Genomic DNA, 22861 nt, shown 5'->3' on the forward strand with positions numbered 1-22861 from the left:
GCTGCCCGTGTGGCAGTTCTAATCAATCAGACCCCGCCGGGGCTATCTGTAAATCTCTGAAGATAAGTCGCGTATAACTTGCCTTCAGCGTGGGATAAGTTTGGACAACTCTGCCAAAAATCACCGCGCCACGCAACATTTTGTGCGATCGGCGGGCATTGCCACTAGATGCGAGTGGCGTGGGGGCGATTCTGGGTAGAGTTACCCCCAGCTTATTCACAAGCGGATTATGAAGATTTGTTGGCTTCCTGCCATCCGCGGGGGTCTTTCAGGAAGGCTTCGACACCCTCAAGTGTTTCCTGATCAAAGGCTTTTTGCGCCTTGGCTTCGGCCAGAACATCCCACCAGGTGCACAGGTGGTGCAGCTTCACACCATGGTCGCCCAGCGTCTTCTCGGTCTCGGGGAAGATGCCATAGTAAAAGATCACTGCGGTATGGCCGCAGGTGGCACCGGTCTCGCGGATCGCATCCACGAAGGACAGTTTCGAGCCGCCATCGGTGGTCAGGTCCTCGACCAGCAGAACGCGCTCGCCCTCGCTCATCGCGCCTTCGATCCGGGCATTGCGGCCGTAGCCTTTGGGCTTTTTGCGCACGTAGGTCATCGGCAGAGCCATGCGCTCGGCCACCATGGCCGCAAAGGGGATACCGGCGGTCTCGCCGCCTGCGATGTTGTCGAATGCTTCGAAGCCGGCATCGCGCATGACGGTAACGGTCAGGAAATCCATCAGTGTCGAGCGGATACGCGGGTACGAGATCAGCTTGCGGCAGTCGATATAGGTCGGGCTGGGCAGACCGCTGGCCAGCGTGAACGGCTCGCGGGAATTGAAGTGAACGGCCTTGATCTCCAGCAGCATCCGCGCGGTCAGGCGGGCGATTTCGGTGCTATCGGGGAAGGAGCTGGGGATCATAACGGTACCTCTGGGCTAAATGGCATTGCGGGCTGATAGCCTGTCCCTTGGCCCAGAGTCGAGAGGGTTGCGCACAAAAGAAAAGCGGACCCTCAACAGGTCCGCTTTGTGCCCTTTCGGGCGATGGGCAGCCAAGGTGGGCTTAGCTGCTCATGTCGTAAGCCCGTTCGCCGTGTATCGAAAGATCGAGCCCGTTTGTTTCGGTCTCTGCGTCTACGCGAAGCGGCGTGATCAGCGCAACCACCTTGATCAACACAAATGTGACAACCGCCGTAAACGCACCGACGATAACGAGCCCGCCGATTTGCGCCGTCCACGCACCCAGACCAAAGACTGCGATCATGATGGTGCCAAAGATGCCGCCTACGCCGTGCACGGCGAAAACGTCCAGCGTGTCGTCGATCTTCAGCATGTTTCGGATCACGTTGACCGCCTCTTGACACAGGACGCCGGCAACAGCGCCGATGATCAGTGCCTGAACCGGATCGACATAGCCGGACGCCGGGGTGATCGAGGCCAGACCGGCAATCGTACCAGTGACCAGACCGACCATCGAGGCTTTGCCGTATTTGATGCGTTCATAAAGAGCCCATGTCAGCGATGCAGTCGCTGCTGAGATATGAGTGACGGTCATTGCCATCGCGGCACCTCCGTCAGCGGCCAGTTGCGAGCCGCCGTTGAAGCCGAACCAACCGACCCAAAGCATCGCGGCACCGATCATGACAAAGCCGGGATTGTGCGGCGGGGTCGTGCGATTGCGGCGCGGACCCAGAACAATGGCAATGATCAGGGCGGCCAGACCTGCGGTTTCGTGAACCACGATACCTCCGGCAAAATCACGCACGCCGACCTCACCCAGAATACCGCCATCGGTCAGAATGCCGCCGCCCCAGATCCAATGAACGACCGGCGCATAGCACAGCAGCATCCACAGGCCCGAGAACGTCAGCACGAACCCAAAGCCCACACGTTCTACATAGGCGCCAACGATCAAGGCAGGGGTGATGATCGCGAATGTCATCTGGAAGGCAAAGAACAGGATCTCGGGCAGGTTGCCCGACAGGCTGTCGGCGTCGACGCCATTCAGAAACGCTTTGCCCAAACCGCCCCACAGGCCCGAACCGCCGTCGCCAAACGCGATCGAATAGCCTGCGACCAGCCAAAGGATGCTCATCAAACAGGCGATCGAAAAGCAGTGCATGAATACGCTCAGCACGTTGCGGGCGCGCACGAGGCCGCCGTAGAACAGGGCAAGGCCCGGCAATGTCATGAAAAGGACCAGTGCGGTTGCAACTATGATCCAGGCGGTATCGGCTCCATTCATCAGCCGGTCTCCTCTTAGGCGTCTTCCACTTGCGTGGGGCGTTCAAGCGGAGAGAGGGCGGGGAAAAAAGAGGCAACCGCCGAATAGAGTGCTTATTTTAAGGGCTTTTAGCCAACCGGCGATTAAATGTGCAGCAAAACGCGCTGCGTGCTTTAATTTTGGGCAGGTTCTAAAAGGCCGCGCGACAGCAGGTCTAACGCGTGGTCGCGTGCTGCCAGACGGACTTTGTCGCGGCCCAACGCGCCGAATTCGACGGTTTCGGTCACCGTTCGCTGCCCTTCGACAGCCAGGCCAAAGCAGACGCGGCCTTCGGGTTTGAACTCCGATCCGCCGGGGCCTGCAATGCCGGTTATGGACACTGTCAGTTGCGCACCCGAGTTCCTCAGCGCGCCGTCTGCCATTTCCTGCGCGACCTCTTCGGAGACGGCTCCATGCGCGTCCAGGGTATCTGCCCTTACGCCTAGCATCTGTTGCTTAGCCGCGTTCGTGTAGGTGACAAAGCCGCGATCCACCACGGCCGAACTGCCAGGAATATCCGTCAGCGCAGCCGCGACCATCCCGCCGGTGCAGCTTTCAGCGGTGGCGATCATCACGCCCTGCGCCTTGGCGCGGTCAAGCAGATCGGCGACGTTCATAGCCCTAGGACTCCGTGAGAGACACCGGCCAGGATCAGCACGCCAATTCCGGCGAAAACGCCTGCGATAACGTCATCCAGCATAACCCCCATCGCGTCGCCCTTGCGATCCGCCCAGCCGACGGGGCCGGGTTTGGTGATGTCGAATAGGCGGAACAGCAGGAAACCCGCGACCCAACCGGGCCACAGCGCCGTGATCTCAATCCCATGCGCCCAAGAGGGGTAGGAGATCGCCCAGAGTGCGATGAATTGCCCAGCAACCTCGTCGATCACGATTTCCGAAGGATCATGGTCGTCCTGCCCGGCGGTCATGACCTTAGTCGCCCATAGGCCGCCGACGAAAACGGCGATCGTGGCGATGACCAAAAGGGGAAATCCGCCTAGCGTGTGCAGAACCCATGCCAAGGGCAGGGCGGCCAACGATCCCCAGGTGCCGGGGGCAGGGCGCAGGTGGCCTACACCGCAAACGGTTCCGATCAGGCGCGCGGCGGTCATGATTTCACCAAACAGGCTGTGGCCAATGATGCGATGCCTTCACTGCGTCCGGTAAAGCCCAGCCGTTCCGAGGTGGTCGCCTTGACCGAGATCTGATCTACGCGCAGTCCCATAATGCGGGCCATTTCCTCGCGCATTGCGGGCGCATGGGGGCCGATCTTGGGATATTCGCAGACCAGCGTGCAATCGACGTTCGAGATATCGTAGCCCATCGTCGCGGCAAGTTCGACAGCGTGCCGCAGAAAGATCTCGCTGGCCGCGCCTTTCCATTGCGGGTCGGACGGGGGGAAGTGCTGGCCGATATCGCCCTGCGCCAACGCGCCATAGATCGCATCGGTGACTGCATGCATGCCAACGTCTGCGTCGGAATGGCCTTGCAGTCCTCGATCATGCGGCACCTTCACCCCGCACAGGATCACGTGATCGCCGTCGCCAAAGCGGTGCACGTCATAGCCGTTGCCCAATCTTACATCCATATCCGTTCCCAATATCCGTTCCACCCGGGCAAAATCCTCGGGCCGGGTGATTTTGATGTTGTCCGCGTCGCCAGCCACGATGGCCACGTCCAGACCTGCGGCGCGGGCGACCTCAACATCATCTGCCGCGCCACCCGGGTGTTCAGCATGGGCCGCAACGATTGCGTGATAGCGAAATCCCTGCGGGGTCTGCGCAGCAAAGAGGCCGTTGCGGTCTTGCGTTCCCGTGACAACCGCTCCGTCCCCGGTCCAGAGTGCATCCGTCACAGCCTGTCCGGGCGCGGCGGCGTCATGCGTGGAAAGCGCCTGCAGAACGTTCTGAATAGTCTCGCCAGTCACGCAGGGGCGGGCGACATCGTGGATGAGAACCTGCTCGACACCAAGGCCCGCCAGAGCAGCCAGCCCGTTGCGTACAGAACCGGCGCGATCATCCCCGCCGGAGGCCAAAAGCAGATCGGTGCCGGAAAACTCATCCCAAGCGGGTTGATCCTCTTCAGACAGAACCAGCACGATATGGTCGACCTGACCGCGAAACTTGTCGAGAGTCCAATCGGCTACACGGCGTCCACCCAAAGGCCGCCACTGCTTTGGCATCCCCCCTCCGGCGCGCAGCCCGCGTCCTGCGGCGACGATGATGGCAGCGGTGGTCATAGGGGCGAAAACTCCGGTGATTTGAGCGCAGTGTTTAAGCTGCGGTGAATGCAGTGGCAATCACCCGCGTAAAGCTGCCTAAAAATTAAGCACATGATGATTTTGCAGGCTTGTTTCCTGCCGTTTTGTTGTTCATATGCCGCGAATTCGATATCTAAGTCGCAACTGCCCAAGGATTAAGCACGTTGACCCTGCAACTCGCTGACAAAACCCTGAATCCGCCTGTTCTGCTGGCACCGATGGCCGGAATCACCGACCGGCCATTCCGTGATCTGGTCATGCGCTTTGGCGCGGGCATGGTCGTGAGCGAAATGGTCGCCAGTCAGGAAATGGTTCAGGCCAAACCTGGTGTGCGCGAGCGGGCAGAGCTGTCTGCCGACGTGGAAAACACCGCCGTTCAGCTCGCGGGTCGCGAGGCGCATTGGATGGCCGAGGCCGCCCGTCAGGTCGCTGATCGCGGCGCGCGGGTCATTGACATCAACATGGGCTGTCCGGCCAAAAAGGTCACGAACGGTTATTCCGGGTCAGCCTTGCTGAAAACGCCCGATCACGCGCTGACGCTGATCGAAGCGGTGGTCCAGGCCGTCGACGTTCCGGTGACGTTGAAAACCCGTTTGGGTTGGGACGACAATTTGCTGAACGCGCCGGACGTGGCGCGACGAGCGCAGGATGCAGGGATCCGCATGGTGACCATCCATGGGCGGACGCGTTGCCAGTTCTACAAGGGCCACGCTGATTGGCAGGCGATCCGGGCGGTGAAAGATGCGGTCTCAATCCCTGTGATCGCGAACGGGGACATCATCGACACCGAAGCAGCGCGAAAGGCGTTGGGCCAGTCAAATGCGGATGGCGTCATGGTGGGCCGCGGGGCGCAGGGCAAGCCGTGGGTGTTGGCCCAGATTTGTCACGACTTGTACGGCGCGGATGCCCCGGTCATTCCCGCCAACGGCGACCTGATCGACATGGTGCGTGGCCACTACGAGGCGATGCTGGCGTTCTACGGCACCGATCTTGGCCTGCGCGTCGCCCGCAAGCATCTGGGTTGGTATATGGATGAGGCGGGCACCCCGGCCACCTTGCGCCGTGCGGTTCTGACTTCGCGCGACACTGCTGAGGTTTTGCGCCTGTTGGGCGATGCACTCAGCGGCGATACGGAGGCAGCGGCATGAACTCGGATCAGAGCATCTGGGCGTCGCTGCCCGTTCCGGCCTTTATCATCGATGCCGATGATCGGATCACGGATGTAAACTCCGCCGGTGAGGGGTTCCTGAACGCATCCCGCAAGGCGGTCATTGGCCACCCGGTCTGGGATCAGATCGCGGTCGATGCGCCTCTGGAAGAGGCGTTCCTGCGCGCGCGCCAGCAAGGCACACCGCTGTTCGTAAATGATGTCGACGTCGGCTCGGGAAATCGCGCGCCGTTGCAGTGTGCGCTGCAGATTGCTCCGCTGTTGGGGCATCCGGGTTTCATGATCATGACGATGTCGCCACGTGAACTGGCGGGGCGGATGACGCGGGGCAATACCGTCAAGTCTGCGGCGCAGTCAGCAATCGGTATGGCCGAGATGCTGGCACATGAGATCAAGAACCCACTGGCCGGGATCACCGGGGCCGCGCAGTTGTTGAGCATGAATATCAGTCAGCAAGACCTTGAGCTGACGGACTTAATTGTTGCTGAAAGTCGCCGGATCGTGAAGCTGTTGGAACAGGTTGAGCAGTTTGGAAACTTGTCTCAGCCTGATTTCAAACCGGTGAACATCCACGACGTTCTGGATCGTGCGCGTCGGTCGGCCTTGCTGGGCTTTGGCGCTCAAATGACGATCATTGAGGATTACGACCCCTCGCTGCCACTGGCTTTTGGAGACCCGGATCAGCTGTTGCAGGTTGTGTTGAACCTGCTCAAGAACGCATCCGAGGCAGCTGGTGACAAGGGTGGGACCATTCGCCTGCGCACGTATTTCGAACATTCCTTCCGCCTGCGCCGCAGTGACGGGTCGGGGCATTCGTTGCCGCTTCAGATCGAAATCATCGACGATGGCCCCGGTTTGCCGGACAAAATCCGCAGCGACATCTTCGACCCCTTCGTTTCCGGCAAGGAAAACGGCACCGGCCTTGGGCTGGCGCTGGTCAGCAAAATCATCTCGGACCACGACGGCTGGATTTCAGCCGAGTCGGTTCCGGGCCACACAGTATTCCGCCTGTCCCTCAGACGCGCGCCGCGCGACGCAAGCTGAGACGGACAGCCGAGCAGAGATAAGTAAGGAGAGCACCCGATGGATGGCACAGTACTGGTCGCAGATGACGACCGCACGATCCGAACCGTTCTGACCCAGGCCCTGACCCGGGCCGGGTGCAAGGTGCATGCGACCTCGTCGCTGACGACGCTGATGCGCTGGGTCGGTGAGGGGAAAGGCGACGTCGTTATCTCGGACGTGGTCATGCCGGACGGAAACGGGCTTGAGATGCTGCCCAAGATCGCACAGGACCGGCCGGGGCTGCCGGTGATCGTGATCTCGGCCCAGAACACAATCATGACGGCCATTCAGGCCGCCGAGGCTGATGCTTACGACTATCTGCCCAAACCGTTCGACTTGCCGGACCTGATGAAACGCACCGCGCGAGCACTAGAGCAGAAGCAACGCGTTCAGACCGAAACCGCGGCCCCGGTTGAGGATCGTCCTGAAGAACTGCCACTGGTCGGCCGCACGCCGGGGATGCAGGCCTTGTATCGCCTCGTGGCGCGGGTGATGAATACTGACCTATCGGTGATGATTTCTGGTGAAAGTGGTACCGGTAAGTCTTTGATCGCGCGCGCTATTCATGACTTCTCGGACCGGCGCACGCTGCCTTTTGTGACCGCAACTGCAGGCGATCTGCGCGATTTGGAGGGCCCGGCGCGCATCATGGCGCGGGTGCGCGGTGGTACGCTGTTGATTGATGAGATCGCTGACATCGAAGATGAGATTCAGGCTCGCATCGTTCGTATGATGGACACGCCCGGCGATCATGTCCCGCGTTTCATGGCGACCAGCCAATCCGATCTGACCGAAGCGATGGAGAGCGGGCGGGTGCGTCAGGACCTGTATTACCGTCTGTGCGGAGCAACGATCCACGTTCCTGCGCTGCGCGAGCGCGTCGATGACATTACTCTGCTAGCCGATCACTTTTTAGCGCGGGAAGAGCGTGAACACGGCACGAAACGTTGGCTCAGCCCCGAGGCGGTGGAGCTGGTCCGGCGGTATTCCTGGCCCGGAAACGTCCGGCAACTGGAAAATGCGATCCGCCGCCTGAGCCTGACCAGCCGCGCCGAGGAGATCTCCAAGGCCGAGGTCGAGATGGTGTTGGGCAGCCAGCCGGAAGCGGAACCTGTTCTAGGGGACGGCGAGCGGGAAAAACTCTCGGCCTCGGTTGCCCGCCATTTGCGCCGCTATTTCGATCTGCATGGCAATTTATTGCCACCCCCAGGCCTGTATCAGCGCATCCTGCGTGAAGTTGAGGCCCCTCTGATCGAACAGGCATTGGACGCAACCGGCGGAAATCAGGCGAAATGTGCCGATTTGCTGGGGATCAACAGGAATACGCTGCGCAAAAAAATCACTGATCTCGATATTCAGGTGACACGGCGCCGCAAACTGATGTAATATGGCCACACAAAGCGTGGCATCCGGGTACACATCCGGCAACGACCACGAGATATGGCGGTAAGCCGCGAAAGCGGCACATCAGGATGAGGGCAGACGGTGGCAACCCGAGCACAGAGCGGGCTGATCCTATCGATTGATCGGTGGCGGAAATCCCGAAAACTGCGCAATATTAGCACCTTGGGGCTGGTTCTTCTGGGGCCGGTTCTGGCGCTGGCCACCTATCTGGTCATCGGCCCATTTGATCTGGGCTCGGCCGCGCCCACACTACGTCTGATTCTTCTGGCCGATCTGGTTTATGTGCTGGTCGTCGCGGCCCTGGTGTTGGGGCAGGTGGGCAGCCTTATCGCAGCGCGTCGGGCCAAATCCGCAGGGTCTCGTTTGCACCTTCGGTTGATCGGGGCGTTCACGCTGCTGGCGCTTGTGCCCACGGTAACCGTGGCGATCTTTGCAGGCCTCACAGTGAATATCGGCCTCGAAGGCTGGTTCTCGGATCGAGTTCGACAGGTGGTCGGATCGTCCCTGTCCGCGGCCGAAGCCTATGAGCTTGAGCATCGTCGCGGTTTGACCCAGGACGCTGTTGTTCTGTCTCGCTATCTCGACAATGCACGGGCGTTGGATTTCTACATCTCTGATGCCGAATTGCGCGAGGTTCTGGCGCAGGGTCAGTCCCAGATCCAGCGCGGCCTGCGCGAGGCCTATGTCATTGACGGCAGTGGGGAAATCAAATCTCGCGGGGACCGGTCTTATCTTTTCAACTACGAAGCTCCGACGCCCGAGCAGATGGTCGAGGCCACTGACGAGGGCCTTCTGATCATCGCCGATTGGCAAAATAATGAATTCCGCGCTCTGGTGCCGTTGCAGGCCTATCTGGACCGGTACCTCTATGTCAGCCGCGAGGTGGACGGAGAGTTGCTGACCCTGCTGGATGACACCAAAGAGACGGTGCAGTTCTATCAACAGCTCGAAAGCGAAAGGGGCCGGGTTCTGTTCGAATTCGGGCTTCTTTACCTTGGCTTCGCTGTCATCCTGATACTTGCAGCAATGTCGCTGGGCATGTGGTTTGCCGAGCGCCTGTCACGTCCCGTGGGGCGTCTGACAACGGCGGCGCAAAGGGTCGGTGCCGGAGACCTGAGTGTTCAGGTCATTGAAGAGGCCAGCGATGACGAAATCGCCATGTTAGGCCGTTATTTCAATCAGATGACGCGCCAACTTAAAGGGCAACGGGACACTCTGCTTGAAAACACTCAGCAGATCGAACGCCGCCGCCGTCTGTTTGATTCGGTTCTCAGCTCGGTGACCTCGGGCGTTGTCGGTGTCGATTCGGATGGGTGCGTGACCTTCGTGAACCGCTCGGCTGAACGTCTTTTGGACTGGTCGCGCGGCGAAGAACATCTGGCGATTGGGATCGCGGTTCCGGAATTCCTGCCGTTGTTTGAAAGCCTTAAGGACAGCGGGCAAGAGGCTGTACAGGGCGAGATTAAGGTCACGCGCAAAGGGCGGCTGGAAAACCTGCTGGTGCGGATGGCAACCCGGCGTGGCGAGGATGGTGGCTTAGAGGGCTATGTGGTCGCTTTCGATGACGTGACCGATCTGGTCAGTGCGCAGCGTATGGCCGCATGGGGTGACGTGGCCCGGCGCATCGCGCATGAGATCAAGAACCCTCTGACACCCATCCAGCTCAGCGCCGAACGGATCAAACGCAAATTCTCGCGCAAACTGGACGAAGAGGATTGCGATAGCCTTGAATCCATGACCGATGTGATCGTGCGGCAGACAAACGATCTGCGGCGGATCGTGGATGAGTTTTCGAAATTCGCGCGTATGCCGGAACCTGACCGACGGGAAGAAGAAATCGTGGGTCTGGTGCGCGAAGCGGTTCTGTTGCAGCAGGCCGGACAACCGGATGTGCAGATCGACGCGACCTTGCCGGATCATCCAATCCAGGCGGATGTGGACGCGACGATGCTGAATCAGGCATTGACGAACTTGATAAAGAACGCGGGTGAGGCAATTGAAACGCTTAAGAAAAAGGGTCCACCTGAAAACCTAAAGCCACAGATAAAAGTGGACGTATCCAATGATGATGCGGGAACGGTAATCACGATTGCGGATAATGGCATAGGCCTGCCCGAGGACAGGGCACGGTTGTTTGAGCCCTATGTCACCACCCGCGACGAGGGCACAGGTCTGGGCCTGCCCATCGTCAAAAAGATCATAGAAGAACATGGCGGAGCGCTGACTTTGGAAGATGCGCCCGTTTTCGACGGACAAGACCATTTCGGTGCGATGGCTGTGATCCGTTTGCCGGGGGGCAATTTTTCCCAGACATCAGCGCCACAAAAGCAGGCAATCAAAACCAACAAACTGAAAGCAGGCCAAAGATGAGTGACATTCTGATCGTAGATGACGAGCGCGATATTCGCGAACTGGTGTCCGACATTCTGGAGGACGAAGGCTATGCAACCCGGTTGGCTGGCAACTCGGACGAATGCATGGCGGCCATTAACTCGGAACCACCGGGGCTGTTGATCCTTGATATCTGGCTGAAAGACAGTCGGATGGATGGGATCGATATCCTGAAGGCGGTTAAACGCGATAACCCGGATGTACCGGTCGTAATCATTTCCGGACATGGCAACATCGAAATCGCGGTCGCCGCGATCAAGCAGGGGGCTTACGACTTTATCGAAAAGCCCTTTAACATCGACCAGCTGATGGTGGTTATCCGCCGCGCGATGGAAACGTCGCGTCTGCGCCGCGAGAATGCCTCGCTCAAGCGCCGCGAGGTCACGAATTCGGATATGATCGGCAAGTCGGCCTCGTTCCGGGCAATGCAGAGCCATTTGGACAAGGTGACCAAATCAAACGGTCGCGTGATGCTGAGCGGACCGGCTGGATCGGGCAAAGAGATCGCCGCGCGGTATATCCACGCCCATTCCAACCGCGCCAATGCGCCGTTTGTCACCGTTAACTGCGCCGGGATCGAACCTGAGCGTGTCGAAGAGGTGCTGTTCGGACGCGAATCCTCGGAACGCGGGATCGAATCCGGACTGCTGGAGGAGGCGCATGGCGGCGTGATTTACTTCGACGAAGTTGCCGATATGCCCTTGGGCACGCAGTCCAAGATTCTGCGCGTGCTGGTCGATCAGCAATTCCAGAGGGTAGGTGGCTCGGACAAAGTACGGGTTGACCTGCGGGTGATCTCTTCGACCAACCGCGATCTTGAGGCCGAGATCGAAGGCGATCGGTTCCGCGAAGAGCTGTATCATCGACTGAATGTTGTACCGATTGCTGTTCCGTCGTTAGAGGATCGGCGCGAAGATATCCCGGTTCTGGCGCAGCACTTCATCGAAATGTGCAACGAAACCCAAGGCTTGCCGGTGCGCGACATCTCGGAAGAGGCCGTGGCGCTGCTGCAGACGATGACGTGGCCGGGCAATGTGCGTCAGCTTAAGAACCTGATCGAGCGTGTTCTGATCCTTGGCGACGGCACAGGTCCCATTGAGGCCCGCGAGTTGCCGACTGAAGAGGAAAAGACAGACGATTCTGGCCGCGTGGTCCTGTCTGGTGCCCTGGCGACTCTGCCGCTGCGTGAAGCGCGCGAGGCGTTCGAGCGTGAGTACCTACTGACCCAAATCAATCGCTTTGGCGGCAATATCAGCCGGACAGCCAGCTTTGTTGGGATGGAGCGCAGCGCGCTGCACCGCAAGCTGAAATCCTTGGGGGTTGTGACCTCGAACAAATCCGGCGCGCGTGTAGCCCAGATCGACGAACCGGAACCGGCGGAGTAATCCGCCGGAGCATCACCCCGCCTGACCCGGGGTGATGATCTGGAATGATCCGTCGTCGAATTTCACGTAACAGGATTCGGTACCCAGTGGCGGCAATTTGGTCGTGCGCTGTGCTGCAACGCTGGCTTTCACGTTCTGTTTGCAAGGTGGCAGGCTGACCGGGCGATAGCCCTTTTGGGCCATGCACTGCGCCTCAACCGAGTTGCGTAGCCCTGCGTTGACATCAACGGTGTAAACCTGCCCCGGTTGCCACCAGCCGGGTGAGCGGTGGCAGTAGCCGCGACTGTCGCAGTAGGTGCGACCGGGCCAATAAGTGGGCGGGCTTTGCCGTACCTGATTGGCCACTGGCACGTTCTGAACGGCCTGAACTTGGCACTGGGTGGTATCAGACTGGGCGCGCGCAACGCTTTCGCCCTCGCGGTAGTACAGCGACAAGGGGCCCGTACACGCGGACAGGGCCATCACGGGAATAAGCAAGTGAAGCACTGATTTCATAGGCTTATCTTGCCTCAGTTTGGCAGATATGACAATTCAATTGACCGCTATGGGGGCATCTGTCATTCAAGGATTTCAGGCAGAAGGGCCAGAAACATGAAGGTCATCATTTGCGGTGCCGGTCAGGTCGGCTGGCAGATCGCACGTCACTTGTCGGGCGAGCTGAATGACGTAACGGTGGTGGACAACAATCCCGATCTGGTGCGCCGGGCGACAGAGACGCTGGATGTTCAGGGAATCGCCGGGTTTGCCAGCTATCCGGATGTGCTGGAGCGTGCAGGGGCGCGGGACGCCGATATGATCATTGCTGCGACTCATTCGGACGAGGTGAATATGGTCACCTGCCAGATGGCGCACTCGATTTTTTCGATCCAACGCAAGATCGCACGTTTGCGGTCGAAATCTTATCTGCAGGCTATTCATTCGGACCTGTTTCGCCGCGATCACCTGCCGATTGATGTAGTGATCAGTCCCGAGCGCGAGGTCGCAGCAGCCGCGATGCGCCGTTTGTCGGCCCCCTCGGCTTTTGATACCGAGATGTTCATGGACGGGCAGGCGCAGTTGCTGGGCATTCGCATCGATGAAGACTGCCCGATCGTGAACACGCCTCTGCGCCAGTTGACGGATCTGTTTTCGACGCTCAGCTCGATCGTGGTTGGGGTGCGACGCGAAGGCACGCTGTTCGCTCCTGAATCCGAAGACCAGCTGTTTGTCGGCGACGAATGCTATGTCTTCACCAACGTCAAAGACGTGGACCGCACCATGGAGGTGTTCGGTAAAGCTCAGAAAAAGCAGGACCGCGTGGTGATCGTGGGCGGCGGCAATGTGGGGCTCGAGGTCGCACGGACACTGGAAGAACGCGAAAGCCGCGTCCGCGCCAAGGTTATCGAACGCGACCGTCAAAGTGCGGAACTTGCTGCAGAGGCACTGGAGCGTACGATTGTTCTGAATGGCGACGGTCTGGACGCCGCGCTGCTGCGCGAGGCGGGGATTGAGCGGGCCGATGCGATGTTGGCGGTCACCGATGATGATCGGGCGAACATGCTGGCCGCCGTACGGGCCAAAGCCGAGGGCTGCGCCCTTGCGATCGCGCTGATCAACGACCCCAGCATGGTGGCGCTGATGGGGCCGCTGGGAATTGACGCTTACATTAACCCGCGTGCGACCACTGTCAGCTCGATCCTGCGCCATATCCGTCACGGGCGGGTGCGTCAGGTCTATTCGATTGGCGATGCCGAGGCCGAGGTGATCGAGGCCGAGGTCCTGTCGACCTCTCCGATGGCCGGACAGAAATTGCGGGACATCGATTTTCCCGAGGGCGTTCTGGTGGGGGCCGTCCGAAAGGGCGACGAGCTGTTGCGTCCGACCGGCAGCCTGCGGATTGAAGAAAAAGACGTCTTGGCGATCTTTGCCATGGCCAAGGATGTGCCCGAAGTCGAGCGCCTGTTGCAGGTTTCAATCGATTTCTTCTGATGGCGCGCGCTCGGAGACAACAGATCAGGCTGATACAGCGCTTACCGCTGTTTCTTTTGATCTGGGGAATTGTGTCCCTTTCGATGTGGATTCCGGCAATTTATGCGCTGGCTCTGGATGACCACGACACGTCACGGTCGTTCTTCTATTCGGGTTTGCTGGGCTTGTTTGTCGTCTCGACCATCGCCTTGGCTTCATCCAACCGGATACCGCGTCGCGGAACCCTGGGGCAGTTGGCCGTATTGCTTGGCTGCTTTACGATCCTGCCCCTGTTTCTGGCCATCCCGCTGCATGACGCCTTGGGTAACACCACCTTTCTGAACGCCTATTTCGACATGGTCAGCGCGGTGACCACGACCGGCGCCGACTTGTTTCCCGACCCGGACCGGCTGACAGCGCCCTTGCATCTGTGGCGGGCGTTGGTCGGATGGATGGGCGGTTTGCTGATGTGGATCGCAGCGGCGGCCATTCTGGCCCCTTTGTCGCTGGGCGGGTTCGAGATTACGGCGCGCGGTCAACCTGGCCGCCCGGTCTCTGGCGTGGCCCAAAGCGAAGAGGTGGATCCGCGCGGTCGCCTGATCCGTGTGACGCTAACACTGACCCCAGTCTATGCCGGTCTGACCGCCGTCATCTGTATCCTGCTTCTGGTTGCCGGTGAAAACGGCCTGACCGCCGTGTGTCACGCGATGTCCACCATGGCCACGTCCGGGATTTCTCCGGTCGGGGGGCTGGAGGGCGCGCAGGCGGGCATTACCGGCGAAGCCATCCTGTTTCTGTTCCTGTTCTTTGCGCTTTCGCGGCTGACCTTTTCCACCGATACGGCGACCACGGGCTATTCCCGCCTGGACAAAGACCCCGAGTTTCGGATTGGCCTGATGATCGTTGCCTTTGTGGCAGCCCTGTTGTTTGCGCGGGTATGGGCTGGGGTGCTTGAGATCGGCAACCAGTTAGAGCCGATGCAAGCGCTTGGCGTGATCTGGGGGATGACGTTCACCGCGTTGTCATTCCTGACCACAGCCGGGTTCGAAAGCGCCAACTGGAACGATGCTCAGCAGCTGTCAGGTCTGGGGACGCCCGGTCTGATCCTGATGGGGCTGGCGTTGATCGGCGGCGGCGTGGCGACCACTGCCGGAGGCGTCAAACTGTTGCGTGTCTTTGCCCTGTACCTGAACGGCGCGCGCGAAATTGACCGCCTGATCTACCCCTCATCCGTCAGCGGTATTGGCGGCGGGAACCGGCGTATTCAAAGCGATGGTGCCTTTATCGCCTGGATCTTCCTGATGATGTTCGCGCTGACGACCGCGTTGTTTAACCTTCTGCTGGCCGCCATGGGGTCGGGGTTTGAACAGGCGATGGTTCTGAGCGTCGCAGCGCTGAGCACCACGGGCCCGTTGATCGAATTGGCCACGGATGTTCCCATCCGATTGGTCGATTTGCCCTGGGGGGCAAAGCTGACCTTGTGCGCGGCGATGGTGATCGGGCGGTTGGAAACGTTGGCGATCATTGCGCTGATTACGCCAAGCCTCTGGCGAGACTGAGAATCCTCACCTGCAGGCCTGCCTGATTTTTCATCTGGAATATCGGTTAACGACACTCCATACTCTGCCGGAGGGAGCGCGTTGGTCCGCAGCGCGTAGCAAGAACAATGGCGAGATTATAAAAATATGGCTTCGGACAGACAGAATCTGCAGGACGCGTTCCTGAACAATGTACGGAAAGCAAAGGTCCCGGTCACAATATTCCTGATCAACGGCGTGAAATTGCAGGGTGTGATCACCTGGTTCGACAATTTCTGCGTGCTTCTGCGCCGCGACGGACAGTCGCAGCTTGTCTACAAACACGCGATTTCGACAATCATGCCGTCACAGCCGATCAACCTGTATGAGGGCGAAGACGCCTCTTGATGGAACATGACAGGGTGCGCACCCGGGCCTGGGTGCTGCATCCGGAAATCAAATCAGATGAACAGCGCCGTGTCCCCGAACCGGCGCTGGAAGAGGCGGTGGCTTTGGCTGCCGCTTTGCCCGATCTGGATGTGATCGGGTCCGAAATCGTGCGCCTTCAGCGTGCCCAGCCGGGGCTTTTGTTCGGCAGCGGCAAGATTGAGGAACTGGGCGCGCGGTTCAAGGAAAATGAGATTGAACTGGTGCTGATCGACGGACCGGTGACGCCTGTTCAGCAGCGCAATCTGGAAAAGGCGTGGAAGGTCAAGATCCTCGACCGGACCGGACTGATCCTTGAGATTTTCAGCGACCGCGCCCGGACCCGTGAGGGTGTGCTGCAGGTCGAGATGGCCGCGCTCAGCTATCAGCGGACGCGTCTGGTACGTGCCTGGACGCACCTTGAACGGCAGCGGGGCGGTTTGGGCTTTGTCGGCGGTCCGGGTGAAACCCAGATCGAGGCGGACCGTCGCGCCATTGATGAACAACTCGTGCGTCTGCGGCGGCAATTGCAAAAAGTGGTCAAAACCCGCGAACTGCACCGCAAAGCGCGGGCCAAGGTGCCGTATCCGATTGTGGCCTTGGTTGGGTATACGAACGCGGGCAAATCCACGCTGTTCAACCGGCTGACCGGAGCCGAAGTCATGGCCAAGGATATGCTGTTCGCCACGCTGGATCCGACCATGCGGCGCGTGGAACTGCCCGACGGTCCCGAAGTGATCCTTTCGGATACCGTGGGGTTCATCTCGAACCTGCCGACCGAATTGGTTGCAGCGTTCCGCGCCACGCTCGAAGAGGTTCTGGGCGCTGATATCGTCGTTCATGTGCGCGACATCAGTCATGAGGAAACCGACGAACAGGCGCAAGACGTCGAGACGATTCTGACTTCTCTGGGTGTCGATGACGAGCGCCCACGGCTTGAAGTCTGGAACAAGATAGACCTGCTGAGCGATGACGAGCGCGAAGCCGCGTTCGCACGGGCCGAGCGCGATCCGTCGATCTTCGCCATCTCTGCCGTGACAGGTGAGGGGATCGAACCCTTGCTGGCCGAAATCGCCGTTAAACTGCAAGGCGTACGGCACGAAACAACTCTGACGCTGGGGTTTGCCGAAGGAAACAAGCGGGCTTGGCTGTTCCGCCAAGACGTCGTGCGAGCCGAAGAGCAGACGGAGGATGGGTTTCAGATCACCGTCCTGTGGACTGACAAACAGGCGGCGCAGTTCGCTGCCCTGTGAGGGGCACAGGAGTTCGCGATGTCAGGTGCCAAGGTATTCTTAAGTGGCTATATTTCTGTACCTGCGGACCGTATCGCGCAGGTACGCGCAGCCTTGTCGGATCATATCGCGCTGACGCGGGCCGAGCCTGGGTGCCTTGCCTTTGATGTCGCGGAAGACGGGGAAGTTTCGGGTCGTTTCAACGTCAGTGAGATCTTTGAAAATCAGGCCGCCTTCGACGCGCATCAGGCGCGGACAAAAGCGTCCGAGTGGTTCAAGGTGACCGAGGGTATCCCGCGACACTACGAGATCACGCGCGGATAGGTTACTTCCCGTCAATCTGACGCTGATAATCCTCAGCATCGAACCAGCCGAGCGATGATTGAACCTTGTTGTCCGCTGTCAGCTCCCATTCTTCCCAGCCACGCGTGACGACATGGTTGCCGGTTTGCGCGTGGTGGCCCTCCAGGGTCCAGACAAAGATAGCGTGGGTACCGGCCCATCTCAGCATGTCGCAGCGCACCTCGAGGTCCGGGAAATCGGCATAGAACCCGCGCGCCATCTCCGCGACAGCGGCGCGTCCGACAATTGGTTCGCCGCGGTTGATGACGATCTGCCCATCCGGGGCATAGAAACTGGCGACAGAGTCTGGGTCACCTGAGCTCCAGGCGATTGCGTAGTCGCGTGCGAGATTGTTCATCATATCCCGAATACTGGCCATCTGTACCCCCCGGCTCGAAATGGTCGGCCCTCAGATCGTAGGCGAAAACACCGGTGCGCGTCCACGACCGAGGAAAAAAGGGGCAAGGTCTTGCCGAAGCGGCGAAATCAGCGGGGGATCAGGTTGGTCACGCCGACCGCGGCTGCGCGGGCCAGATCAAGGTCCAGCGACATCGGGATATACTCGCCCCTTCGCCACAGCTGCGCCTGATCATCATAGTATCGCGACAGGAAATGACCGGACTGCCCGGTTGCAGTGATAAAGACCGAGCTGTTGGGGTCGGCAAAGTCGTAGACCCCGCGATAGCCCGCGCCATGGACATTCTGGAACGGGTCGGGGCCTTCGCCCGAAGTTCGACCGCGCAGCAGCGTGTTGTCGCCCCCGCTGGTGGACTGGCGAATATTGACGAAGAAGCGCAGCACTGGAACCGATCCCAGAACAGGGTGGTCATGAGTGGCTTGATGCGCATCACCCCAGCGCAGGGATTCCAGCGCGTCGCCATACTTCTCGGTGATCCAGATCAGCGCATCGTCCAGCGCAAGCCGGGCCATGTCGGTGCAGGTTTCCACCGGAGCGCTTTGGCGCACGTCGCACCAGACCGAGGCCCCTTCAATGTCGCGGTAAACCCGTTCGATGAATAGGGGCTCGACATGCTTATACTCGGCAGCCAGCGGCCCGAGCTCGTCCGAGATCAGCCGGATCTGCAGCGCGCGCAACCACGCGGCATAGATCAGTGGTTCGGGCAGGTGCTCGTTCATCTCACCATTCCACTCGGCCAGCAGGGACAAGGCGATTTGGCGCTGACGCTCGGGGGTGCCTTCAGGGGCCGAGGCTCCGGTGAACCACAGATCGGCACCAATCAAAGGCAGCAACGAGCGGGCGGTAAAGCTGACGGTGTCCAGTTGCGCTTCGATAAAACTGTCGCGGGTGTGAACCTCGCGCGATTGCATCAGGCGTTCCCAGCGGTGAACGCGCTGCGTGTCGCCCCATTCGTATGAGACATGGTTGGGGAAGGGACGGTCGATGATCTTGTTGTTTGTGTTGCCGAGTATCCCGCCCGCCGGGGCCACGAATTCCGGGTTGTCCGCGTAGGGCAGGCGGCCCTGCCACAGGTTTTCGGCCAGCCAACCGGGTGTCGGGATGCGGCCGCGGCTTTGGTTGCGAATATCCCGTTTCGGCATCGCCCCGATCAACTTCATGCCAATGGTGTCTTTGTCGACCAGTGACAGGTTTTGCGAGGGCGCGATGAACAGCTCGGCTGCATCAATCGCTTCGCGTACGCTGTCCGAATTCATCAAACCCATCGACGCGGTCATCGACGTGTCGCGCGGGCTAAGCGCCGTCCAGGACAGGGATGCAACGTGGCCCGGCGGCGTGATCGTCTCGAGATCATAATGCGTGCCGGGCAGAACCGGTCCGTTTTCTGTCCAGCGCAGGGTCAGGGTGATTGGCGCCTCGTCTTTGATTTCGATTATCGAGGGGCGGGTGCGGAACCGTTTGTAGCCATCCGGCGTTAGATATTCTTCGGGGTTTTCAGGGTTCAGCTTCTCGATATGTATGTCTTGATCGTCCAGATAGGACGAGGTCAGGCCCCAGCCCAGACGATCACTGCGTCCGGTCATGATCGCCGGAATACCGGGAATGGTCGCGCCGATAACGCCGCCTTTGGCCAGTTCGAGCCGGGCAAGATACCAGACACCGGGCGCAGTGAGGCCCAGATGCGGGTCGTTGGCAAGCAATGTGCCTCCGATCGCCGAGCGCGAAGGCGCGGCGGACCATGCGTTGGATGCCCCGGCCAATCCGCGTTTGGGGAATGGGGACAAGGGCGTGTCGGGCATCGGAGTGCCCTCGGCATAGCGCGGCAGGCCGGGGAACAGGGCCGCATATTCGGGCAACGCCGCGATGCCCGCGCCGGGCACGTCCGGCAGAATATCGGATAGCCGTTGCGGGTCGTTCAGTATCAGCGAAGTCCGTGCGCGCAGCACCTCATCCTTTAGATGGCCGGACAGCTGAAGGCTCATCAGTTTGATCACCGCGATGCTGTCACCCGGCTGCCACGGCGAAACGGGTGCGTTGAACAGGAACATCTCGGGCGCGCCACGACCCAGCGCATTCTCGTTGATCTCATCCAATCGCGCATTGACGCCCGCAGCATATGCCCGCAGCGCCGCCTTGGTGTAGTCGTCCTGAACCTGGACCGAGCGATGCGCCAGGCCATAAAGATCAAACCGCCGCAAAAGCTTGTCGATTTCGACCGTGCGCGCGCCAAAAACCTCGGACAGACGACCCTGCGCAGTGCGGCGCATCACGGTCATCTGCCACAACCGGTCCTGTGCGTGCGCATAGCCCAGACCAAAGAACACGTCGGGGTCGTTTTCAGCCAGGATATGGGGAACATTGGCCGTGTCGCGCACGATTTCGACCGGGGCGCTCAGCCCGTTGACTTCTACGGTCTGATCGTAGTCCGGCAGGGATTGGCTGGCGAGAAAGTAGACAAGAACCACGGCGGCAACCGCCAACAGGACCAGACCCGTTGCAATCCGAACCAGCCAGCGAAAAACAAGACCCATGAACGCCCCACATTCCCGTACGAAATCATTGGCTGAACCCTACTGGAAGGGCTAACCGACCGAAAGAGGAACGGCCCGCGAACGTTGAGTTAAGCTGCAGAGATGAAAAACCCCGCCGCGTCGCTGACGACGCGGCGGGGTGCGCTTGAGGGGGTGTGGTATTCGAAATCAGGGAATGATGCGCGTGTATTTGGTGCCTTCGAGCGTCGCACCGAACAACAGACCTGCCTGACCAAAGATGGCCGCGATCACCGGGGTGCGCAGAGTGGTGGTTGTTGTCGAAAGGGTGCTGCCGGTTGCGTCGACCACATAGCCGATGTCAGCGCCCGCGGTCCAACCGCTGGAACGGCGGAAATCGTTCAGCGCGTCCTCGGTCATGAAGAACAACACATGCGCGTATTGCTGTGCGCCGATCTGCAGGCCAGCGCTGCCCTTGACGGCCGAGTAGTAGTCGACCGTCGCACCATTGATCCGCAGCGCACCCTGGCCAAAGCCGCCGCCAAAGATGAAGCCGGCCTCGGTGATCAGGGGCATGACCAGCATGCCGGTGGACTTGTTGGCGATCTCGACCGTGTTTGGATACTTGGTGAACATCTCGTTCAGGGTGACGTTCACACGGGCGTCGATTTGGGCCGCGTTCGAATTGCCCACGCCGTTGCCGCAGGCTGCTGTGACCGTCAGCCCGGCCATGCCAAGCGCAAAGCCACGACGGTTCAGTCGGGGGGAGTTGGAACTGCTCATGTTTTTTCTCTGTATTATAACTGCCTGATGTGTCGGGTGTTCCCGATCTTATGTGCAAGAATACGCCGATTGCGTCCGTGTGTCACGGGAAAGCTGGGCCGCTCACAATGGCGATCGGCGAAAAATTGCGACTGTCCGGGGTTTTAGCCTTGCAGGATGCGCGCGACCTGAGGCGCAAAGTAGGTCAGGATACCGTCGCAGCCTGCGCGTTTGAATGCCAGAAGGCTCTCTAGCATTACCTTCTCGCCATCGATCCAACCGTTATGGGCCGCAGCCTGTACCATCGCGTACTCGCCGGACACCTGATACGCATAAGTAGGCGCGCCAAATGCGTCTTTTACACGGCGGCAAATGTCCAGATAGGGCATGCCAGGTTTGATCATCACCATGTCCGCGCCTTCGGTCAGGTCGCGTTCGATCAGGCGCAGGGCCTCGTTCGAATTGGCGGGGTCCATCTGATAGGTTTTCTTGTCGCCGGTCAGAGCGCCGGATGCGCCGACGGCATCGCGGAATGGACCGTAAAAGGCGCTGGCGTATTTCGCGGCATAGCTTAGGATCATCACGTTGTGATGGCCCGTAGCCTCAAGCGCGCGGCGCATCGCGCCAATGCGGCCATCCATCATGTCGGACGGACCAATGATGTCGGCCCCGGCATCGGCCTGCGCAAGTGTCATTTTGACCAGCGCGTCGACCGTCTGGTCGTTCACAATCTCGCCATCGACCACGTACCCGTCGTGGCCGTTAATGTTGTAAGGGTCCAGCGCGACGTCGGTCATCACGGCGATTTCCGGGGCGGCTTCTTTGATTGCGCGAATGGCCCGGTTCGACAGATTATCCGGGTTCCAGGCCTCGGCGCAACCTTCGGTTTTCAGGGACGGATCCGTGTAGGGAAAGATGCATATCGCCGGAATCCCCAGCGCCTGCGCCTCAACGGCGGCCTTTGCGATCAGATCGACCGAGCGGCGCACAACACCGGGCATCGAAGGGATGGGCTCTTCGATCCCTTCGCCGTCCCTCACAAAAACCGGCCAGATCAAATCGTCGGTTGTGAGCGTGTTTTCCCGAACCAGTCCACGGATGGCATCAGATTGGCGCGCCCGACGAAAACGGGTCAGTGGGTAGGGGGCTATGGTCGGTTTCATGGCGCGCTCTCCTTGAATATTCGTGCATTGGGTGGCATGAATTTCCGGTGGTCTCAAGGGTACAATGGACGCGCTTGTTCGAAGAAGGCCCCAAAGACAGTGAACAAAGGGCTGACGCGTGGATTTGCACTCTTCGATTTTCGAACTCATCGACATGCGAAGCTTTTCGAATCTGTGGTACTGGATCGGACTGGCAGTATTGTGGTCGTCGGCCAGTCACTGGGCGATGGGTGTACCCTATGATCTGGTTGTACGGGCGCGGCGAACGGGCGGACAGGCTGAGCAGGATCTGCTCGACATCGTGCGGATCAACAGAAACCGTGTTCTTTACATCGTCGACGTCTCTGGTTTGATTCTTATGGCGCTGAGTTGTTTTTTCTTTACTGGGCTGGTGATACTTGGATTCTATTATGAGGTGGAATTTGCACAGGCCGTATTTCTGCTGCTGTTTCCCGTTTCGCTGGTGATGCTGATCAATATTCGCGCGGCACGCAAATTGAACCGTATTGAGCCTGCGCTTGAGCCTGTGGCAAAAATCCTGACACGGTGCAGAATTTACACGCAGATCATTGGCATGATCTCAATTGTTATTACTTCCCTGTGGGGTATGTACCAGAACCTGTCGATCGGCGTTCTGGGATAA

At 59.7% G+C, this 22861-nt stretch carries 21 protein-coding genes; 11 read left to right on the plus strand and 10 right to left on the minus strand.

Annotated features, from left to right (window positions below; genetic code table 11):
* Positions 1–227: 227 nt before the first annotated feature.
* The 5 genes from GOV53_RS00390 to GOV53_RS00410 form a co-directional block, all read right to left on the minus strand.
* Positions 228–908: an orotate phosphoribosyltransferase gene (locus GOV53_RS00390; protein WP_170424419.1), complete on the minus strand. Its 681-nt coding sequence runs from the start codon at positions 906–908 to the stop codon at positions 228–230.
* A 142-nt stretch (positions 909–1050) separates the two neighbouring features.
* Positions 1051–2232, minus strand: coding sequence for an ammonium transporter (locus GOV53_RS00395; protein WP_170463394.1), 1182 nt, complete (start codon positions 2230–2232; stop codon positions 1051–1053).
* Positions 2233–2384: 152 nt separating this feature from the next.
* Positions 2385–2867, minus strand: a complete 483-nt coding sequence (locus GOV53_RS00400) for a CinA family protein (protein WP_170463396.1) — start codon at positions 2865–2867, stop codon at positions 2385–2387.
* Positions 2864–3361, minus strand: coding sequence for a phosphatidylglycerophosphatase A family protein (locus GOV53_RS00405; RefSeq protein ID WP_170463398.1), 498 nt, complete (start codon positions 3359–3361; stop codon positions 2864–2866). The genes GOV53_RS00400 and GOV53_RS00405 overlap by 4 nt, the downstream gene beginning before the upstream one ends.
* Entirely contained in the window at positions 3358–4488 is a 1131-nt protein-coding gene (locus GOV53_RS00410) for a bifunctional 2-C-methyl-D-erythritol 4-phosphate cytidylyltransferase/2-C-methyl-D-erythritol 2,4-cyclodiphosphate synthase (RefSeq protein ID WP_170463400.1), read from the minus strand. The genes GOV53_RS00405 and GOV53_RS00410 overlap by 4 nt, the downstream gene beginning before the upstream one ends.
* Positions 4489–4673: 185 nt before the next feature.
* Between GOV53_RS00410 and dusB the strand changes: the two genes are divergently transcribed.
* From dusB to ntrX, 5 genes are all read left to right on the plus strand, one after another.
* Entirely contained in the window at positions 4674–5657 is a 984-nt protein-coding gene (dusB, locus tag GOV53_RS00415; RefSeq protein WP_170463403.1) for a tRNA dihydrouridine synthase DusB, read from the plus strand.
* Entirely contained in the window at positions 5654–6721 is a 1068-nt protein-coding gene (locus tag GOV53_RS00420; protein WP_170463406.1) for a two-component system sensor histidine kinase NtrB, read from the plus strand. The genes dusB and GOV53_RS00420 overlap by 4 nt, the downstream gene beginning before the upstream one ends.
* Positions 6722–6760: 39 nt before the next feature.
* A complete protein-coding gene (locus GOV53_RS00425; RefSeq protein WP_170463408.1) occupies positions 6761–8128 on the plus strand; it encodes a response regulator in 1368 nt (455 codons plus the stop codon).
* 99 nt (positions 8129–8227) lie between these two features.
* Positions 8228–10516, plus strand: coding sequence for a sensor histidine kinase NtrY-like (locus GOV53_RS00430; RefSeq protein WP_170463410.1), 2289 nt, complete (start codon positions 8228–8230; stop codon positions 10514–10516).
* The gene (gene ntrX, locus GOV53_RS00435) at positions 10513–11922 is read left to right on the plus strand and encodes a nitrogen assimilation response regulator NtrX (RefSeq protein WP_170463412.1); all 1410 of its coding nucleotides are present in this window, start codon (positions 10513–10515) and stop codon (positions 11920–11922) included. Before GOV53_RS00430 ends, ntrX begins: the two co-directional genes overlap by 4 nt.
* A 12-nt stretch (positions 11923–11934) precedes the next feature.
* Here the strand turns inward: ntrX and GOV53_RS00440 are convergent, their stop codons facing one another.
* Positions 11935–12417: a hypothetical protein gene (locus GOV53_RS00440; protein ID WP_170463414.1), complete on the minus strand. Its 483-nt coding sequence runs from the start codon at positions 12415–12417 to the stop codon at positions 11935–11937.
* A 96-nt stretch (positions 12418–12513) separates the two neighbouring features.
* Between GOV53_RS00440 and trkA the strand changes: the two genes are divergently transcribed.
* The 5 genes from trkA to GOV53_RS00465 all read left to right on the plus strand — a co-directional run bounded on the left by trkA (position 12514) and on the right by GOV53_RS00465 (position 17368).
* Positions 12514–13890 carry a Trk system potassium transporter TrkA gene (gene trkA, locus GOV53_RS00445; RefSeq protein WP_170463416.1) on the plus strand — a complete coding sequence of 459 codons (1377 nt, stop codon included), beginning with the start codon at positions 12514–12516 and terminating at the stop codon, positions 13888–13890.
* Positions 13890–15428 carry a TrkH family potassium uptake protein gene (locus tag GOV53_RS00450; protein ID WP_170424444.1) on the plus strand — a complete coding sequence of 513 codons (1539 nt, stop codon included), beginning with the start codon at positions 13890–13892 and terminating at the stop codon, positions 15426–15428. Before trkA ends, GOV53_RS00450 begins: the two co-directional genes overlap by 1 nt.
* Before the next feature lie 126 nt (positions 15429–15554).
* Entirely contained in the window at positions 15555–15794 is a 240-nt protein-coding gene (hfq, locus tag GOV53_RS00455; RefSeq protein ID WP_005982826.1) for an RNA chaperone Hfq, read from the plus strand.
* Entirely contained in the window at positions 15794–17065 is a 1272-nt protein-coding gene (hflX, locus tag GOV53_RS00460) for a GTPase HflX (protein ID WP_170424446.1), read from the plus strand. Before hfq ends, hflX begins: the two co-directional genes overlap by 1 nt.
* An 18-nt stretch (positions 17066–17083) precedes the next feature.
* On the plus strand, positions 17084–17368 hold the full coding sequence (locus GOV53_RS00465) for a putative quinol monooxygenase (RefSeq protein ID WP_170463418.1): 285 nt from the start codon (positions 17084–17086) through the stop codon (positions 17366–17368).
* Position 17369: 1 nt separating this feature from the next.
* On the opposite strand, the gene GOV53_RS00470 is transcribed toward GOV53_RS00465, so the two are convergent.
* From GOV53_RS00470 to hemB, 4 genes are all read right to left on the minus strand, one after another.
* Positions 17370–17765 carry a nuclear transport factor 2 family protein gene (locus tag GOV53_RS00470; RefSeq protein WP_170424448.1) on the minus strand — a complete coding sequence of 132 codons (396 nt, stop codon included), beginning with the start codon at positions 17763–17765 and terminating at the stop codon, positions 17370–17372.
* Between the two features lie 107 nt (positions 17766–17872).
* Positions 17873–20335, minus strand: coding sequence for a penicillin acylase family protein (locus tag GOV53_RS00475; protein WP_170463420.1), 2463 nt, complete (start codon positions 20333–20335; stop codon positions 17873–17875).
* 168 nt (positions 20336–20503) lie between these two features.
* Entirely contained in the window at positions 20504–21076 is a 573-nt protein-coding gene (locus tag GOV53_RS00480; RefSeq protein ID WP_170424452.1) for a YSC84-related protein, read from the minus strand.
* 143 nt (positions 21077–21219) lie between these two features.
* A complete protein-coding gene (gene hemB, locus GOV53_RS00485; protein WP_170463422.1) occupies positions 21220–22218 on the minus strand; it encodes a porphobilinogen synthase in 999 nt (332 codons plus the stop codon).
* Positions 22219–22336: 118 nt separating this feature from the next.
* On the opposite strand from hemB, the gene GOV53_RS00490 reads away from it, so the two are divergent.
* Positions 22337–22861, plus strand: a complete 525-nt coding sequence (locus GOV53_RS00490) for a component of SufBCD complex (RefSeq protein ID WP_170463424.1) — start codon at positions 22337–22339, stop codon at positions 22859–22861.

The organism is Ruegeria arenilitoris (assembly GCF_013035315.1).
GTDB classification, from domain to species: domain Bacteria; phylum Pseudomonadota; class Alphaproteobacteria; order Rhodobacterales; family Rhodobacteraceae; genus Ruegeria; species Ruegeria arenilitoris_D.

What these genes read in the sequence shown, in the direction of transcription:
- hfq (WP_005982826.1), top strand. Translation starts at nt 15,555, where the DNA reads ATGGCTTCGGACAGACAGAATCTGCAGGACGCGTTCCTGAACAATGTA.
- GOV53_RS00425 (WP_170463408.1), top strand. Translation starts at nt 6,761, where the DNA reads ATGGATGGCACAGTACTGGTCGCAGATGACGACCGCACGATCCGAACC.
- GOV53_RS00395 (WP_170463394.1), bottom strand. Translation starts at nt 2,232, where the DNA reads ATGAATGGAGCCGATACCGCCTGGATCATAGTTGCAACCGCACTGGTC.
- GOV53_RS00470 (WP_170424448.1), bottom strand. Translation starts at nt 17,765, where the DNA reads ATGGCCAGTATTCGGGATATGATGAACAATCTCGCACGCGACTACGCA.
- GOV53_RS00450 (WP_170424444.1), top strand. Translation starts at nt 13,890, where the DNA reads ATGGCGCGCGCTCGGAGACAACAGATCAGGCTGATACAGCGCTTACCG.
- hflX (WP_170424446.1), top strand. Translation starts at nt 15,794, where the DNA reads ATGGAACATGACAGGGTGCGCACCCGGGCCTGGGTGCTGCATCCGGAA.
- GOV53_RS00420 (WP_170463406.1), top strand. Translation starts at nt 5,654, where the DNA reads ATGAACTCGGATCAGAGCATCTGGGCGTCGCTGCCCGTTCCGGCCTTT.
- hemB (WP_170463422.1), bottom strand. Translation starts at nt 22,218, where the DNA reads ATGAAACCGACCATAGCCCCCTACCCACTGACCCGTTTTCGTCGGGCG.
- GOV53_RS00440 (WP_170463414.1), bottom strand. Translation starts at nt 12,417, where the DNA reads ATGAAATCAGTGCTTCACTTGCTTATTCCCGTGATGGCCCTGTCCGCG.
- ntrX (WP_170463412.1), top strand. Translation starts at nt 10,513, where the DNA reads ATGAGTGACATTCTGATCGTAGATGACGAGCGCGATATTCGCGAACTG.
- GOV53_RS00405 (WP_170463398.1), bottom strand. Translation starts at nt 3,361, where the DNA reads ATGACCGCCGCGCGCCTGATCGGAACCGTTTGCGGTGTAGGCCACCTG.
- GOV53_RS00400 (WP_170463396.1), bottom strand. Translation starts at nt 2,867, where the DNA reads ATGAACGTCGCCGATCTGCTTGACCGCGCCAAGGCGCAGGGCGTGATG.
- GOV53_RS00410 (WP_170463400.1), bottom strand. Translation starts at nt 4,488, where the DNA reads ATGACCACCGCTGCCATCATCGTCGCCGCAGGACGCGGGCTGCGCGCC.
- GOV53_RS00475 (WP_170463420.1), bottom strand. Translation starts at nt 20,335, where the DNA reads ATGGGTCTTGTTTTTCGCTGGCTGGTTCGGATTGCAACGGGTCTGGTC.
- GOV53_RS00480 (WP_170424452.1), bottom strand. Translation starts at nt 21,076, where the DNA reads ATGAGCAGTTCCAACTCCCCCCGACTGAACCGTCGTGGCTTTGCGCTT.
- GOV53_RS00390 (WP_170424419.1), bottom strand. Translation starts at nt 908, where the DNA reads ATGATCCCCAGCTCCTTCCCCGATAGCACCGAAATCGCCCGCCTGACC.
- trkA (WP_170463416.1), top strand. Translation starts at nt 12,514, where the DNA reads ATGAAGGTCATCATTTGCGGTGCCGGTCAGGTCGGCTGGCAGATCGCA.
- GOV53_RS00465 (WP_170463418.1), top strand. Translation starts at nt 17,084, where the DNA reads ATGTCAGGTGCCAAGGTATTCTTAAGTGGCTATATTTCTGTACCTGCG.